The sequence below is a fragment of the Collimonas sp. OK412 genome (assembly GCF_900112135.1).
Taxonomy (GTDB): Bacteria; Pseudomonadota; Gammaproteobacteria; order Burkholderiales; family Burkholderiaceae_D; genus Collimonas; species Collimonas rhizosphaerae.
The window spans coordinates 155,177-173,163 of record NZ_FOLC01000011.1 but is presented as its reverse complement, the minus strand read 5'-3'; the positions used below and the strand labels follow the sequence as shown (position 1 = coordinate 173,163).

The 17,987-nt window shown below is 58.4% G+C and carries 6 protein-coding genes and 2 pseudogenes; 4 read left to right on the top strand and 4 right to left on the bottom strand.

Annotated features, from left to right (window positions below; translation table 11 throughout):
* On the top strand, positions 1 to 654 hold a 654-nt coding region (locus BM062_RS13830), incomplete at its 5' end, for an autotransporter outer membrane beta-barrel domain-containing protein (RefSeq protein ID WP_139220052.1).
* Positions 655 to 703: 49 nt separating this feature from the next.
* Here the strand turns inward: BM062_RS13830 and BM062_RS26250 are convergent.
* Together BM062_RS26250 and BM062_RS26245 are read right to left on the bottom strand one after the other, a co-directional pair.
* Positions 704 to 2,173, bottom strand: a pseudogene (locus BM062_RS26250) (DNA translocase FtsK); the annotation flags it as partial.
* Positions 2,174 to 3,064: 891 nt separating this feature from the next.
* Positions 3,065 to 3,388 (bottom strand): annotated as a pseudogene (locus BM062_RS26245) (DNA translocase FtsK 4TM domain-containing protein); the annotation flags it as partial.
* Positions 3,389 to 4,183: 795 nt separating this feature from the next.
* Between BM062_RS26245 and BM062_RS13820 the strand changes: the two are divergent.
* Both BM062_RS13820 and BM062_RS13815 read left to right on the top strand, forming a co-directional pair.
* On the top strand, positions 4,184 to 6,976 hold the full coding sequence (locus BM062_RS13820) for a TonB-dependent receptor (RefSeq protein WP_254785069.1): 2,793 nt from the start codon (positions 4,184 to 4,186) through the stop codon (positions 6,974 to 6,976).
* A gap of 154 nt (positions 6,977 to 7,130) precedes the next feature.
* Positions 7,131 to 8,177 (top strand): hypothetical protein, encoded by a 1,047-nt coding sequence (locus BM062_RS13815; protein WP_092397742.1) that lies wholly within the window; start codon positions 7,131 to 7,133, stop codon positions 8,175 to 8,177.
* A 58-nt stretch (positions 8,178 to 8,235) separates the two neighbouring features.
* Here BM062_RS13815 and BM062_RS13810 read toward each other — a convergent pair whose 3' ends face one another.
* Entirely contained in the window at positions 8,236 to 11,034 is a 2,799-nt protein-coding gene (locus BM062_RS13810; RefSeq protein WP_175501001.1) for an IPT/TIG domain-containing protein, read from the bottom strand.
* Positions 11,035 to 11,630: 596 nt separating this feature from the next.
* A complete protein-coding gene (locus tag BM062_RS13805) occupies positions 11,631 to 12,665 on the bottom strand; it encodes an AraC family transcriptional regulator (protein WP_092397738.1) in 1,035 nt (344 codons plus the stop codon).
* A gap of 778 nt (positions 12,666 to 13,443) precedes the next feature.
* Between BM062_RS13805 and BM062_RS25055 the strand changes: the two genes are divergently transcribed.
* A complete protein-coding gene (locus BM062_RS25055; protein ID WP_139220053.1) occupies positions 13,444 to 17,916 on the top strand; it encodes a YadA-like family protein in 4,473 nt (1,490 codons plus the stop codon).
* The last annotated feature ends 71 nt before the right edge of the window (positions 17,917 to 17,987 follow it).

Genomic DNA, 17,987 nt, shown 5'->3' with positions numbered 1-17,987 from the left:
CAATCGAAGGGGCACAGCACCGGCGTCTCCCTGTATGGCCGCCATGCATTCGGTGCGGACGGCTGGTATGTAGCGGGACGGGCGGGCGCAGCCAGCATCGACAGCACGGTGACGCGCAGCGCGGTGATCGGCAATAGCGAGCAGAACCTGGGGACCAGCCACACGGACAGCCTGTGGTCGGCCTATGCGGAAGGCGGTTATGTGTTGCCGCTCTCGGCCGACATGCGGCTGACGCCCTACGCCGGCCTGGCGTATGACCGCCTCAAGCGCGGCGGTTTTACCGAAAGCGGCGGGGTGTTCGGCTTGACGGCGGACAGCCAGGCTTATAAACAGACGGCGGGGTTGCTGGGTGTGCGGGGCGACAGCAGTTTCCAATGGGCTGGCGGCTTGAGCGTGGTGCAGGCTTACGCGGCGTGGCAGCATGCGTTCAGCGATGGCAGCCTGGATTTCGGGGCGGCGTATGTGGGGGCGCCGGCGGCGCGCTTCACGGTGCAGGGGATCGGCTTGGCGCGCAGTTCGGGCTGGGCGGGTTTGGGTTTGAATACGGCGGTGGATAGCCGCTGGGGCTGGTACTTGAACTACGATGCGCAGCTGAGCAACGGCGGGTTGCGCAACAGCGTGCTGGCGCTGGGGCTGCGCTTCAGGCTTGATTGAGATAGTGCGCTGCGCCCGACAGTAAATGCGGCCGGGCGCAGCGTGTGTTTTACTCCGCCTGCACTGGCGTCAATACTTCGCGGCTGCCATTGGTCGCCACCGACGAAACAATTCCCGCCGACTCCATTTGCTCCACCAGTCGCGCCGCGCGATTGTAGCCGACGCGGAATTGCCGCTGCACCGATGAAATCGACGCGCGCCGGGTACGCACCACAAAAGCCACCGCTTCATCGTAAAGCGGATCGGCCTCGACATCCTGGGTGTCGCCCAGCAGGTCGGCGCTGGCGCCTTCGGCAGGCACGCCGGCCAGGATCGCTTCTTCATATTCCGGCTCGCCGAACTGTTTCAGGTGTTCGACCACCCGGTGCACTTCCGCATCCGAGACAAATGCGCCGTGCACGCGTTGCGGATAACCCGATCCCGGCGGCAGGAACAGCATGTCGCCGTGGCCGAGCAAGGCTTCGGCGCCCATCTGGTCGAGGATGGTCCTGGAATCGATCTTGGACGATACCTGGAACGCGACCCGGGTCGGGATGTTGGCTTTGATCAGCCCGGTGATCACATCCACCGAAGGACGTTGCGTCGCCAGGATCAGGTGGATGCCGGCGGCCCGGGCTTTTTGCGCCAGGCGCGCGATCAATTCTTCGATCTTCTTGCCGGTCACCATCATCAGGTCTGCCAGCTCGTCGATGATGACGACGATCAGCGGCAGGGTGGATAGCGGTTCCGGCGCATCCGGGGTGAGCGAGAACGGATTGCTGACTTTCTTGCCGCGCATTTCGCCGTCGCGGATTTTCTGGTTGAATCCGGCCAGGTTGCGCACCCCGAGCGCGGACATCAGGCGGTAACGCTTGTCCATCTCGGCCACGCACCAGGTCAGCGCATTCGACGCCAGCTTCATGTCGGTGACCACCGGCGCCAGCAGGTGCGGAATACCTTCGTATACCGACAGCTCCAGCATCTTGGGATCGATCATGATCAGCCGCACTTCTTCCGGCGTGGCCTTATACAGCAGCGACAGGATCATCGCATTGATCGCCACCGATTTGCCGGAGCCGGTAGTGCCGGCCACCAGCATGTGCGGAGCGCGCGCCAGGTCGGCGACTATCGGAGCGCCGGTAATGTCCTTGCCCAAGGCCAGCGTCAGGTGCGATGCGGAATCCTGGTAGGCAGGCGATTCCAGTATTTCCGACAGCCGGATCATTTGCCGCTTCGGATTGGGCAACTCCAGCCCCATGCAGGTCTTGCCTGGAATGGTTTCCACCACCCGGATCGACGTCAGTCCCAGCGCGCGCGACAAGTCTTTCATCAGGCCGACGATCTGGCTGCCGCGCACGCCCAGCGCAGGCTCCACTTCGAAGCGGGTAATCACCGGCCCGGCGTCGGCGCCCAGCACTGTCACCGGCACCTTGAATTCTTTCAGGCGCTGCTCGATCAGCAGGCCGGTTTCCGCCAGGCGTTCAAGCGGAATGTCGATCTGCTCGTTGACGGCGGGATCGAGCAAGTCGAGTCCCGGCAAATCAATCCGCAGTTGATGCAGCGGATGAAATGAAAAATCCTCTTCGTTGCTGCCGGCGGGCGGTGCGGATGCTTCGTTTGGCGCAAGCGGGGCTGGTGCGACCTGTGGAGCGGCGACGGCGGCCCTCTCTGCGGTAAGGTAAGCGGGCGCGGTTTCTGGCGGCAGCGGCTGCGCCGCGCGGAGCTGCGGGCTTGCCGGAACGGGATCAGGCAGGACGGCTTCCTGACGGACGATATTCATCGGGGCAATCGGCTCGGCAGCCGCAGGCAGCGGTGTAACTGTCAGGGACGGCGCCGGCGCATGCGCCAGTGGAGAAACGGCCAGCTCGGCCACGGATGCTTCGGACCGCGCTTCGACAGCATGCGCGTGCTCGGCAACCGGCTTGGCCGCAGCAGCCGGTACGGCAATCGGCGGGCGTGGCGGCGCAACAGGAGCAGGGCGGGTGCTGATTGTGGTGGTCAGCGGTGCAGTGCGATGCTGGCTGCGTTCTGCTTGGCGCGCATGCATCGCATCTTTGCGCGCGTTGCTTGCACTCTGCACGGTGTTGGCGCGCGCGCGCATTGCCGGGGTCGGGATGATTTGTTCAACCGTGGCCCATTCCGCCATGCTCCTGGCGCTGGTCTTGATTTCAGCCGGCTTGGCCGGCGGTTTCTGTGGCTTGCCAAAGATTTCAGCGAGCTCGGAACTGGAAGGCAATTGCCAGGATTTCCTGCTGCGCGGCGGGATCGCAATGCTTTCGCGCGGCCGCGCCTGCCTGGGTACGGATTGGACCGGCGCGACGGCAGCGCCGGTGCGTAGCTTGCGCGGCTCGGGCGAGGTTTCGGATTGCTGTTTTTTAAGCGAGAAGATCCGCTGCAGCGGGGGCATGGCGATGAGTGGTTTCAGCCATTCGCTGCCAAACAGCCACGATAACGCCAGGACGCCGAGCGCCGCCAGCGCCAGCACGCCGCCGGCTGTGCCCAGCACGCTCATGAAGCCATGGGCCAAGGCATAACCCAGCCGGTCGCCGTCGGGCGGCGTCGATTCGTGCGTGCGCATGACGGCTTCCAGGGCGCTGCTGCTGCAGAGTATGAGGAGCGTGCCTAGCCACAAGCGGATGGAGCCCGGGCCGCGCAGCGGATTCGTGCCTGTCCGGCGCGCCTTGAGGACACGTAAAACCATAGGGACAAGCCACAGCAAGGACCATCCGAACCAACTGAAAACTGCTATATGCATACTCAAATTCAACGAAAAATCGACGTCTGGAAATCTGGATGTTTGCGCACGCCATGATGCGGCAGGGCAAGCCTCGCGATCTGTCCGGAGCAAAGAAGGCCTGATCGCGTTTGTGGGACGCCCTTAAATGAAAGTAGGTGATATTAACCGAAAAGCATCAGGCTTTCCCGCCCGGTTTGCCATCCGCGATTTCGGGTTTTCTTGTCTAATTTAACAACAATGTAACAACTGCCAAAGCGGGAGTTTGTAACTTTCCCGCAATCTCCATGTAACAAATTTTTTCAGCCCCGAAGCGGCGAATCCAGACGAAATGCTGCAAAGCACAACAAATGCCGGCAAAACACGTCATCGAATCGCTATTTCAGTGCATTTCCTTATTCGGAATTGTCCTTTTACGACATTTCTGGCGTTTTTTGACAACACGCTGTCGTAAATTTGTAACGCAATATGACTATTTGTAACTCGGCTGAATTATTTGTAACAAAAAATATTATGTTTAGGATAGATTAACACCGCAATGTCTTGGTGCATGGCAATAGCCTGTACCGGGAGGCATTGCGTTGCCGTTGTCCGCGATGCATACAAGCGAAACGAATGACGGCAATCCCTGGGGAGCCAGATGATGAAAAAGCCGTCGGGTACGTCGGTGGATTCTTAGGTTTGTCTGTCTGTACGGAATCGTAGCAGAGGTCAAAACGCAGTTTACGTCGTCCACAAGGCGATTTAATCAGTCTGGTTTGATTACACAAATAATTAAATTCTCAACTCTAAAATTATCGATAGGGAGTGTTGCTTATGATCAGGGAACGGAAGTTGCCACAGTTGCTGCGCCAGGTGTTTTTTACCGGCGGCGTCGCAATGGGTATCGGGCTGATGGCCCAAGCTGCGCAGGCGCAGGAGACAAACGACGACAAACCGATGGGACGGGTTGAAATCACAGGTTCCAACATCAAGCGTACCCAGCAGGAAGGCGCTGCATCGACGCAGATCCTGACCCGCAAGGACATCCAGCAATCAGGCAAGACTTCGGTAGCCGATGTGGTGCGCAGCCTGTCGGCCGACAACAACGGTTCCATCAGCGGCTCATTCACCAACGGCTTCGCCGGCAGCGCCTCGGGCGTCTCGCTGCGCGGACTGTCAGTCAACTCCACCCTGGTCCTGATCAACGGCCGCCGCACTGCGCCTTATGGCCTGGGCGACGACGGACAACGCAGCTTTGTCGACCTGAACACGATTCCGCTGGGCGCGGTAGACCGCATCGAAGTGCTGAAAGACGGCGCATCTGCGATCTACGGTTCCGATGCGATCGCCGGCGTGGTCAACATCATCTTGCGTGAAACCTACCAGGGCAAAACCATTTCCGGCACGCTGGGCACATCCGGCCACGGCGACGGCACCCTGCGGACGGCGTCGGGAACCTTCGGTTTCGGCGACCTGGATACCGACAAGTACAACTATTTCTTCAGCATCGACGCCAAGCAAAGCAACGCGATCTGGCAAAAAGACCGGCCGGAATACCTCGGCACAGCAGATGCCCGTCCATGGGGCGGCCGCGACCAGCGCGCCGGCGGCACCACCAGCAGCAATACCGGCGGCAGCAGCATGGTCGGCACCGTGCGTCCGGTCACCGCCGGCGGCGCTACCATTCCTGGTCGGGGCATCCAGAACCTCCCAGGCTGTGCCAACATCGACCGCAGCACTTCGATCAATTCCGGCGGCGGCTGCCTGTGGGATCCGATCAAGGACGGCTACCAGGCGATCCAGCCGGAAACCCAGAACATCAACCTGTTCGGCCGCGGCACCCTGAAGATCAACAATGACATGCAAGCCTATACGGAACTTGGCTTGTTCAACTCCCAGGCGAAGACCATCACCACGCCGTCCGGTCTGACCAGCGCCGGTTTCGACCTGGTCAACAACCGCGTGATCAACACCGGCACGGGCCCCGGCCAGCTGTTGCTGCCTATCGGCCATCCGGACAATCCGTTTCCTGCCAACCGGGCTCGCCCGCGCTGGGTCGATCCGAATCGTCCGCGTGCTACCGACCTCGATACCACCGTCACGCGCCTGCTGGTCGGCGTGAAGGGAACGAGCTTCGGCTGGGATTACGACAGCGGCATCTTGTACGCACAGAGCAAGACTGAACGTACCCAGAACGGCTACTACCGCGCCAGCAACCTGCAGACGGCGATCAACAACGGTTCTTTCCGCATCGGCCAGGCCGGCGCACTGAACAGCGCCGACACGCTGGCTTTCGTTTCGCCGGAACTGAAGAACTCGGCGACCACCAAGCTTGCCTTGTGGGATTTCAAAGGAACGCGCGAGTTCGGCCAGCTGCCGGGCGGACCGATCGGCATCGCGGTCGGCGGTGAATTCCGCCACGAATCCACCGACAGCGAAGCGACCCCGTTCACCGACATCAACGATATCGTCGGCCTCGGTTATGCTGCTGCCAAAGCCTCGCGCAACATCAGTTCCCTGTACACCGAATTGGCGCTGCCGGTCCTCAAGCAACTGGAATTCCAGCTCGCCTTGCGTACCGACCAGTATTCCGATTTCGGCAACTCCACCACACCGAAGATCGGCTTCAAGTTCACGCCGGTCCAGCAACTGGCTATCCGCGGTACGTATGCGGAAGGGTTCCGTGCGCCAGGGCCGGCAGAAAGCGGCACCAGTGCGGTTTCGGCTTTCACCACCTTCTCGCGCGATCCGCTGCGTTGCCCTGTGACCGGCCTTTCCGCAGATTGCGCGGATGGCAAGAACGTCGGCGCGGTAACGGTCGGCAACAAGAACCTGAAACCGGAAAAATCGCAGAGCTACAGCCTGGGCTTCATCCTGGAACCGATCAAGAACACCAGCGTTTCGGTGGACTACTGGCGTATCGTCCGCAAGAATGAAATCACCGGTTCCGACGCGGCATCGATCATTGCAGACCCATCGAAATTCCCTGATGCGACTGTAGTGCGCGGCGAACCGACTTCGGACTTCCCTGGCCTGGCCGGTCCTATCCTGCTGGTCAAGGCGCCGTATATCAACGCCGGCCAGACCCGCACCAGCGGCGTCGATATCGACCTGCGCAGCCGCTTCGACCTGAACTCCTACGGCCGCATGACTGCGGGCCTGACGGTTTCGCAAATGTTCGAGTTCAAGCGTACTTCCGGTGGCGTGACACAGAACTTCGTCGGCACGCATGGCGATACCAACCTGTCCGGCAACGGCGGCACGCCGCGCACCCGTGCTTCGGCTTCGCTGGCATGGGACCGTGGCCCGTTCAACCTGACTACTTCGGTCAACTATGTCAGCGGTATCGAGGACAAGAACGAAGCAGGCGGCGAATGCCTGGACGTCGATCCAGTCACCGGCAATCCTTTGAAGAACTGCCGCATTGCATCGTTCACCACAGTCGACCTGTTCGGTCGCTGGAACGTCAGCAAGCAATGGGAAGTGACCGCAGCGATCGCCAACATATTCGATCGCCTGGCGCCGCTCGACGTGCAAACCTACGGCCGCATCAACTACAACCCGTCGCTGCACCAGTCGGGCGCGGTCGGCCGCTACTTCACTTTGGGTGCTCGCTACACCTTCTAAGCCTGGCAGCTAACTGATCGAAACATAAAACGCCAAGGAGGTTCGCTTCCCTGGCGTTTTTTTTCGGCCGTCGATTAGCTTGCAAACATTTCTGAAGAACCGGATTTCCCGGAATCTTGCTGGCCGTCCTTGCGGCTGCCGGCAGGGCGCCGGCATGACTACCGCGGTCCGCAGGCAACGCTGCGGCCATATCCTGACTGGCAAGGACGACGACATGGATGAGAAAATTTCATCGCGCAAGACTTCAGTTGGACTTGAGCGGCAAACAACCGCGAATGCATGGATCAGCTTCGCCGCGGACCCGGCGCAGAAGGCGCGTTGCCTGGCCCGCCTGCGTGACGCCGAGCTCGGTCCCGATAACCAGCCGTCCGACTGCGCCGCCGGCGGCAAGCATCGTTTTACCGAGGAACTCGGCATACCGGGAACGCTGGCCGTGATCATCGATGTGCTGTGCTGGCTGCGCCAGGCAGATGGAAAAACCAGCGCGCGCGAGCAAGCCATCGCATTGCTGGAAGCTATCCCGGTAGGCGCGGACCTCGGCGCCGTTCCCTATCGTTACGCGCATTGGCTGCTGCATGACCTGCAATGGGGCATTACGCGCTATTGCCAGGCGGAGCCGCTGCTGGCGTTGTCGGCGCAGATGAGAGCGTTGCACGACAAGGAGCTTGCCGGCCTGGCGGTCGACGACAGTGCATGGTTGGCGCTCGGGCCGGGAGCCGTCGGCGCTGCCGGAGAAACTGAAGAAGGAGATAGCCAGTACCTGGAGAACCTGCTCGGCTGCGTCGCCGCTCCGTTGAGCCGGATCGATGCCGAGCAAATGGGGAAGTTATGCGGAGGCGCTGCGTATTTTGCCGGCGAGCAGGCCAAGGACAGTTACTGGACAGACAGCGAACAACGCCAGCTGGACAGCCTGTATGACGATTTTCGCGCCAGCGTGGAGCAAACGCTGGGGCCGCGCCCGCCGGCACAGCAGATTGCCGAGCTGAAAGCCTGGCTCAGGCAAGAACAGGCCATGGACGCGGCATGGGAGAAGAAGATGCGGCGCCAGCAGCGGCTGCTATGGCGGCGTTGGGATGCGTGGGGAGAAAAGCAGGCGTCGCTGTATGCGGCGTTTAATGAAGTTGCCGTTGGCTTCTTGCTGGCGCAGTTCAAGCTGGCGCCGCGCAAGACGGTGTTTGCGCCCGGCCCGCAATTGCATTAGGCCGGCCGCCGGTTATCGGCGGGCCTGGAGCCACGTGGTGCGCTCCAGGCTCGGCAGTTCAGTGCGGGAAAGCGACCAGGCGCGCCTGTATCGATGAAGACAGGCTGAGCTCGAAGCGGCCGCCGCTTGGCAAGCCGCTGATATCGAATGACGCGCTGCCGTTCTGCAGTCCGCTGCCGAGCACGGTTTTAGCGCCGGCAGGCGAGACATACATCAATGACAGGAATGGCTCCAGCGCCGCGTTCCAGGTAATCGCCAGGCGTCCGCCCTGGACTGTCCAGCTGGCCGACGACGCCATCGCCTGGGTATTGGCGGCGGCTGCCTGGCTGGCGATTTTCAGGTTTTGCGCTTGTTTTGGCTGCTGCATGGTTTGCAGCTGGCCGTTGCGCAAGACTTCGATCGATGCAATCTCGCCGGGATTGGGCAGGCTGACCCAGAAATGGCTGGTCTCGCCGGCGGCATCGGCCACGCCGACCGGCTCGAACGGCAGCTGATAAGTCTGGCCGCTGCTGGTGTGCAGGCGCAATGCATAGACCGACCTGGCGGTCGCCGTATCGGCTTCCACTTTGGCGGCGGTGGCGGCGGCCGGATGCAGCAACACGCCTTGCGCGGTCAACTCACCGGAGATTGTCAGGTAACCGTCCGGCGCCGCGACGCTGGCGGCAGCATTCAGGACCAGGGGCTGCGGGATGGCGGCGGTGCGCGATTCGGCAAACTGCTGGGCCCTGACGTAACTGAAATCGGAGAACCATGTGCCGCCGCAGTAACCCATGACGTCTTTCATCTGGTTGTTGCTTGGCGTGAGCGGCGCGCTTAATACCCCAACCTGGGTGTCGCTGCTGTATGGGCTGTTGTAGACCGCCAGCGAACTGAGGTCAGCGGTGCTGTTAGGGAAGGCTGGATCCGGGCTCGAAGCGCCGCCGCAGGGGGCGTGGCTCAGGGAGTGGTTGTGTCCCATTTCGTGCACCATGATGGCCTGCCATTGCGGCCATTTGTTATCGAACGGATCGCCCTGGCCGGCGCTGCTGGTCCAGTCCAGGCCAATCGCGGCGACCGCCGAACTGCTGCCCTGCGTACGCACTCCGACATAACCCAGGCCGGCGATGAATGACGAAGGGATCGGGCTGTACATAGGCACGAAGCCGTAATAAAAAGCGTTCGGATCTTCATTCTTGCGCGCGGTTTCGAGCTGGTTCAGTGCGCTCGACCAATCCATTGCTGTTGTGCTGGCGGCACCGCTGATCACCAGCGGAGCGCGTTTTTGCACAACGATATTGCCGTGCGCGTAAGGATAGACGCGCGCCAGGGCTGTCTGCACATCCGACAACGCCGGCGGCACGACGCCGGTGGCGCTGCCGACCGTGAGCGGCACCAGCACCACCCGCAGGCTGGCAGGCGCGCCGACGGTGGGCGATACATCCTGGCTGGCCGGGCTGCTGTTGACGCCTGCCGCAACCTTGATGCTGATCTTGACGCCCGGCTGTACCCAAGCTGCGGGCAGGACTGCGTTGAAGCTATTGTTCAAGCTGTAGTCGTCTTTCGCGGTAGGCAGGGTGGCCGGGCCATTCATCGCCAGCACGCCCAATGCCGCGCCGGTGCTGCTGCTGGCCGACAAATTCACTGACGGGCTGGTGGCGCCGGCTGCCGGTGCGAGCACCGTGGCGCGCACCAGCACAGGACGGCCCGGAGTCAGGCGCAGGGTTGGATCGGTGGAGCTTTTGTCGAACACGTGCGCAAAGTCGACGCTGCTGATCCAGAGCCCGACACTGCCGGTGCTATCGATGGTGCCGGCATTGACGGCCGCCTGGCCGGGCGCTGTCAGCGTCACGGCGCCGCTGGTTCCAAGGCTCACCTGCAATACCAGCTGCGTGGCGCTGCGGCTGACAATGACAGCGTTTGAAGCGCCGACTTTGGCGGCGCTCACGCTATCCAGGTTGGTGCCCGCTATCGTCAACACAACCGTGCTGCCGCTGGCAGCGCTGAGCAATGAGGTCGCTGTGACTGTCGGCGCCACGGTAAATGCCGTGGCGCTGCGCACTTCCTGGTAGCGGTCGACCACCGTCAGCAGGCCGGACGCGGCCCCGAGCGGCACGGTAAACGTGACCGCGCTGTTCGAGACAGCCGATGCCGATGCAACCGTACCATTGGCAAAGCGGACACTGGTCACCGCCGCCAGGCCGCTGCCGCTGATCGTCACGCTGCTGCCCACGATCCCGAGCTGCGGCAACATCGCGACAATCGACGCCGGCAGATAGCCGTTGATCTGGTAGGCGCTGTTGACTGGAGCGCCGCCGACGACCAGCGTCAGCGTCCCGGAAATCGCCTGGGCCGGCATGGTGAGGGTAGCGGCAGTGCTGGAGCTGGCGACCACCGCCAGATTGACGCCAGCTACCTGATAGGCGCTGACCCGGTCAAGGTTCTTGCCTTGAATCGTGAAATTGCTGCCGACAACGACATTCGTGGCTGACACGCTGGTTACCAGCGGCGACGGCAGGCTCGAGGTGAAGCTGGCCGACGTCTGTACCGAGAACCCGGCGCCCGACAGGGTAATGACTCCGCTGACGGCGCCATCCGGAACAGTGATTGCAATTTGCGTGTCGCTGACGATAGAGAAGGTGACCGCGGTCGAACCGATGGTGACGGTGCTGACTTTCTGGAAACCGGTGCCGTTGACGGTCACGGTAGCGCCCGCGGCTGCGCTCGAGGCAGACAGCGCGCTGATGCTGACCGCCGATGCCGCAACCGATGCCGGCCCGGTCGCGGCGCTGTCGCCCGATCCGCCGCCACCGCCGCAGCCGGACTGGCTGAGCATGGCGCCGATTAAAACCAGGGCAAGAAGACTTTTATTGATTTTCATTGCAACACACTGCCTTTGAGCTAAAAGGGTAGGACGGTTCAACTGCAAGGGATGCCATGGCTCGCGATGATTCGGGAGGAATAAATATTGGCGTATGGAAATATCGGACGTGATTGTAGTTGGGAAAGAGGTTGGCCGTAAAGGGCTGCGGGTCAGGAAGAGGGGGAGAGTGGCTTTTGCGGAACAGGGGGCGGGGAGGGCTTGCCGGGAATAATCTTGGATCTCCTTGCTGGAGTTCCAATGGGCGAACGAGAGCATGTTGATAAAAACAAAAAGGCTCCCATTGCTGAGAACCTTTTTTCCTGCCAGGTTACTGGTGGTGCCTCGTCAGAGTCGAACCAGGTGCTGACCTCACAAATTCAATACCGTATTGCGTGCCATGCCTACAGTTTCCTGGTTGGAGACCTGGTCACGAAGGTGCCAGCGTCTGATTATTCCTAGTAATGTCACGTCGATCACTCTGATCCCCCACTCATTCTGACAAGTAGGGCTGTGCGCTAAGCATAGAGCAATTTTTGATGCAAATTATGCGGCCAAGTGGGTCAGTTTTCGGTGCAAATCCACAACCAATGGAATGCTGCGGTAAAACTGGTTACTTAGAGTTGGATACTTCGCCGATATGTGTTTGGTGTTGACCCTGTCCAGCGCAAAAATGCACGATTAAATGTGCTTTGCTCGGAATAACCAAGTAATTGCGCGATATCGGAAAGTTGTAACGCTGGATCTAGCAAGTATTGTTGTGCCAAGTGCTGACGAATTGCGTCAAGCAGCGCTCGAAAACTTGTGTCGTATTGGTCGAGGCGGCGGCGCAATGTCCTAGGCGTCATATTCAGTCTGCTCGCGACGCTATCCAATTCTGGCTCGCCCTCATGAATTTGGCTTGTGATGCAACGTCGGACTGACATCACGAATTCGTTTTCTGTAGGTAGCTGATTTAGGAATTCATTTGCTTGCTTCTCTAACAGAGCTATCAATATAGGCTCTGGTTTCTTTACAGGCACAGTCAACGAATGCAGTGGTAGGCGTACGCTAGTTACCGCTTGATTAAAAAGAACTTCACATTTGAAGAAATCTCTATAGGCATGTAGAGACGACGGCTCGGGATTGATAAAGCTCACTTGCTTTAGCTCGACATCCTGGCTGGCTATGGACTTCGAAAATTGGAAAAATGTAGCAATGCTAAATTCTTGATTCAGTCGCCCATGGCCTCCGGAACTTCCCCCGGGCCATTTAACCACAAGATCGCCTCCGTCAAAAATAGGCGCTTCCATGGGATGTTGATCTACCTCGTGCACAAGGCGCTCGTATGCTTGCAGACGCAACAACGTTGCGCCAAGGGTGGGGCACGACGCCATTATGTAGCCAACTACTCCAAAGTGCGCAGGTGTAACTGTTTTCCCCAAGTGCAAGCCTAAGAGGGGATCTTCCAGGCAAGCTGCGGCAGATTGCAAGTGAGAGACCCAGCGTTGCAGCGGGTAGCGGACTAGAACTCGATCGACTTCGTCCGGTGTTGGCTCATTTAATAGCTTTGAGGCATCAATTCCCTGATTTTTTAAATACTCAAAAAGCACGCGCATATAGGCGCTGGATACAAAGCCTTGTGCAACTGTATTTAATTCAGCTGTTCCCATAATTTGGATGATATGGCCCTATCGGTATCGGTTAAATCGTCGCTCAGTTTTACGTTGAAAAACACAATAAATTTCTTGTGGTAAATATTTTACGCCGAATTTAACAATTGTTTGCGATTGATCCTGATGCGTATTTATATTTCCATGCGGGAACTAAAAATGTGTTTTGTGAAATGATATAAACGATTATTTCAAAAATAATTCGCTGGTTTAAGTTTCGCCATTTCCTCTATGAATCCCTTCCTTGAGTTCACATTATTTATAATTTTTTTCCTGAATTTTTTGTAATCGTCGAGAGTTGCGATTTTCTATTTCCGTCGACTACGGAAGGCTAAAAAAATTTCAAGCAGGAAGCTAGTGGCCATAAATGCTAATTTATTGTCCGCTACTGCCAATATTTTCCATTTTGCCCTCGCCTACCATCCGACTCGTAAGCCAATGTGATTTTTAGTCAAATTTAAGATGTTTGTATTTTTCGTTTCGATGGGCATCAGCATCAATGCCTACAACATCTTTTGGCTGTCGACCGAGTTGAGCATGACCAACAACCATTGAATGTCAGTTGCTTGCTAACTCTGGTGAAAATCCGGAACCGAGCACCCTCGTGCTGAACATTGCTGCCTACGATGATCAACAAATATTGAATGCAATGCAAAGAGCCGCCAGAAAAGGCGGCGGGGAAAGCCATAGCTCATTGACGCAATGGCTTATGGAAGCAGGCTGCTGTTTTTTATTTAAACATCTTTAATCAAAAAGCAAATATACACGGGGGGTAAAAATGAACAAAATGTATCGGGTGATCTGGAGCAAAACTACGGGAAAATTATGCGTGGTTGGGGAGAAGGTCAAAAGTCATGGGAAGGGTAAGAGCCAGTGTAGCGTGATCCATGAGACATTGATTGCCGCAACTTTCATTGTGGTGGGATTGGGGGCGGGGAGTGACGCTTTGGCTGGCGTATCGGGTTCGTCAGGTGGCGTGAGTGCCATTAATGGCAACACGAGTACCTCCGCTTATGGGGGGAGCGTCGATGTCTCTCAGGCCGGTGTTGCCTTTTCCGGCGAGTCGGCCTGTAGCACTATTGTTGGCGCTATGAACGCTGCGGCCATCTACGGATCTGGGGCAAATTATACGGGCGGCTTCTATGGCTTTGGCGCGCAGACGTCTGCGTTAAACTACGGCGTGAACTACAACATTGGCGCTGGCCAGACAAGTGGCATCAACAATTGGGTGAATTCTACGCAGACGCTGGGTAACATCACGGTCTCCAATCCGCAAGCCGCTACCGCCACCCAATATACGACGGCGTACGGCTTGAGCACCTTCGCGACCGGTTGCGGCTCGCAGGCAACTGGTATTGGCGCATCGGCCATTGGATGGGGCGCCATAAGCAGTGGCGCTGGGGCCGTCGCGATGGGTGTGAATGCCACGGCCTCGGGGCAGGGGAGTCTCGCGTTCGGAACCCAAGCATCCGCCACTGCGACGGATTCTCTAGCTTTCGGTGCCCTTGCCACTGCAAGTTCAACGGGCGCGATCGCCTTGGGAGCGCAATCCACGGCGTCGGCCGCCAACGCCCTGGCTCTGGGAGTGCAATCCACGGCGTCGGCCGTCAATACCCTGGCACTGGGATCCGGCAGCAGCGTGACGCTGACCAATTCGGTAGCGCTGGGTTCGGGTTCCATCGCCACGGCCACCACCCCGACGACCAAGTGGACCGCCGCTAGCGGCGTGGTGCCGGGCGCGACCTTTACCGTCAATCAAGCGCCGACCAATGGCGTGGTGGCCGTCGGTAACCGTCAGATTCAGGGCGTCGCTGACGGCGAAGTGTCGGCGACATCGACGAATGCTGTGAATGGCAGCCAACTGTACACAACGGCTTCCGCCATCAGCTCGAATCTCACGTCACTTTCCACATCGGCTTCAACAGGTCTGAGCACGACTAACAGCAGCGTGACGTCATTGTCGACTTCAACCTCGACCGGCATCAGCACGAACGTCAGCAACATCGGTTCGTTGTCGACTGGCCTGAGTACAACGAATAGCAATGTGGGCTCGTTGTCGACTTCGGCTTCAACAGGTCTGAGCACGACTAACAGCAGCGTGACGTCGTTGTCGACTTCAACCTCGACCGGCATCAGCACGAATGCCAGCAACATCGGCTCATTGTCGACTGGTTTGAGCACGACCAACAGCAACGTGACATCGCTGTCGACGTCAACATCGACCGGACTGAGCACAACGAACAGCAATGTTTCTTCGCTGTCGACGTCAACATCGATCGGACTGAGCGCAACGAACAGTAATGTTTCGTCATTGTCGACCTCGTCTTCGACAGGTATCAGCACGAACGCCAGCAACATCGGTTCGTTGTCGACTGGCCTGAGTACAACGAATAGCAATGTGGGCTCGTTGTCGACTGGCTTGAGCACGACCAACAGCAACGTGACATCGCTGTCGGCATCGACTTCAACCGGTTTGAGCACAACGAACAGCAATGTTTCGTCGCTATCGAGCTCGACATCTACAGGCCTGAGCACGGTCAGCAGCAATGTGGACTCCTTGTCCACATCGACCTCTACCGGTCTGAGTACTACCAATAGCAATGTGTCGTCGCTGTCGACGTCAACATCGACCGGACTGAGTACAACGAACAGCAATGTTTCTTCGCTGTCGAGCTCGACGTCTACAGGCCTGAGCACGATCAGCAGCAATGTGGGCTCATTGTCGACAGGCTTGAGCACGACTAACAGCAACGTGACATCGCTGTCGACATCGACTTCAACCGGTTTGAGCACAACGAACAGTAATGTTTCGTCGCTGTCGAGCTCGACATCTACAGGCCTGAGTACGGTCAGCAGCAATGTGGGCTCCTTGTCCACATCGACCTCTACCGGTCTGAGCACTACCAATAGCAATGTGTCGTCATTGTCGACCTCAACTTCGACAGGTATCAGCACCAACGCTAGCAACATTGGCTCGCTGTCGACTGGTCTGAACACGACCAATAGTAATGTAGATTCTTTATCGACTTCGACTTCTACGGGGCTGAGCACGACTAACAGCAGCGTGACGTCGTTGTCGACTTCAACTTCGACTGGCATCAGCACGAACGCCAGCAACATCGGTTCGTTGTCGACAGGGCTGAGCACCACCAGCAGCAATGTTGCGTCGCTGTCGAGCTCGACGTCTACGGGACTGAGCACGGTCAGCAGCAATGTGGACTCCTTGTCCACATCGACCTCTACCGGTCTGAGCACTACCAATAGCAACGTGTCGTCGCTGTCGACGTCAACATCGACCGGACTGAGCACAACGAACAGCAATGTTTCGTCGCTGTCGAGCTCGACGTCTACAGGCCTGAGCACGACTAACAGCAACGTGACATCGCTGTCGACATCGACTTCAACCGGTTTGAGCACAACGAACAGCAATGTTTCTTCGCTGTCGAGCTCGACATCTACAGGCTTGAGCACGGTCAGCAGCAATGTGGACTCCTTGTCCACATCGACCTCTACCGGTCTGAGCACTACCAATAGCAATGTGTCGTCGCTGTCGACGTCAACATCGACCGGACTGAGCACAACGAACAGTAATGTTTCGTCATTGTCGACCTCGACTTCGACAGGTATCAGCACCAACGCCAGCAATATCGGTTCGTTGTCGACTTCGGCTTCGACAGGTCTGAGCACGACCAACAGCAACGTGTCGTCGTTGTCGACTTCAACCTCGACTGGCATCAGCACGAATGCCAGCAACATTGGTTCGTTGTCAACTGGTTTGAGCACAACCAACAGCAACGTGACCTCGTTGTCAACGTCGACATCGACTGGCCTGAGCACGACCAATAGCAATGTATCGTCGCTGTCTACAGGGGTTGCCAACTCGGTTCAATATGACAATCCTGGTCACGCCAGCATTACTTTGGGCGGGGTTGGCGCGACAACGCCGGTGACTCTTACCAATGTGGCTGCCGGTGTGAATCCAACCGACGCGGTGAATTACGGTCAGTTATCCTCTTTGTCTACTTCGGCGTCGACCGGCATCAATTCGCTGTCAACCGGTTTGAGCACGACCAACAGCAACGTGACATCGCTGTCGACTTCTACTTCGACAGGGATCAGCACGGCGCAAAGCGGCGTAAATTCACTGTCAACCGGGCTGAGTACAACCAACAGCAATGTGTCGGCACTATCGACTTCGACTTCGACGGGCTTGAGCACGGCTGCAAGCGGCATTAATTCGCTGTCAACGGGTCTGAGCACCACCAACAGCAACGTGTCATCGTTGTCGACGTCTACGTCAAGCGGCTTGAGCGTGGCGACGAGCGGCATCAATTCGTTGTCAACTGGCGTTGCGTCGATATCAACCGGGCTGGGACAATTGACGTCACTCTCGACCAGCCTGATGGGCGTCAGTTCGTTGTCGACATCGTTGAAACCGCTTGCCGATGCGTCAAGCAGCGCTGCGGCGAACGGTTCGACGATAGGTGCTACCACGATCGGCGGAGCCAACAGCGACGGTACGGTACAGACGCGTGGCGCTAGCGGCACGGCGATCAGCAATGTGACGCCGGCAACGTGCAGTACGGTCAAGGGTGTCGATGCAACAGGTTCCGGCTTGTGTGCGCAGGCGACCAAAGACGGCGCGACGGCATTCGGTTCCAACGCACAGGCAACCGATACCAACACCACTGCCGTGGGCTTCCGTGCCTTGGCCTCGCAGGCCGGATCGGTGGCGATCGGTAATAACGCGCAGGCGACTGGCGATCCTACTGTCGCGATTGGGCAGAATGCGCTGGCCTCGGGCAATAACTCGGTCGCGACCGGTGCGGGGGCGCAAGCCACCGGGACCAACTCGGTGGCCCTGGGTGCCGGTTCTATCGCGGACCAAGCCAATACGGTATCTGTCGGGGCGCCTGGCAGTGAACGCCGCATCACCAACGTGGCGGCTGGTATCAATCCAACCGATGCGGTGAATGTCTCGCAATTGTCAGCGGTGAAAAATCAAGTTGGAGATCTTCAGCGTATTGCATATAGCGGAGTTGCGATGGCTGGGGCTTTGGCAGGTCTTCCGCAAGTCGACAGCGGCAAGACATTTGCATTAGGTGCCGGCATTGGCAATTATGCTGGTTATACGGCTCTGGCTATCGGCGCCAGCGCCCGTGTCAGTCAGAGCACCGTTGTTAAATTCGGTGTTAGTACAACCTCTGCTAGTCGCACACTGATTAATGCGGGTGTGGGGTATTCCTGGTAGGGACAAGAGTAAATTTGATCAGATGCAGATTGTATAGGCGGGCTTCGGTTCGAAGCCCACTTTTATTTGCA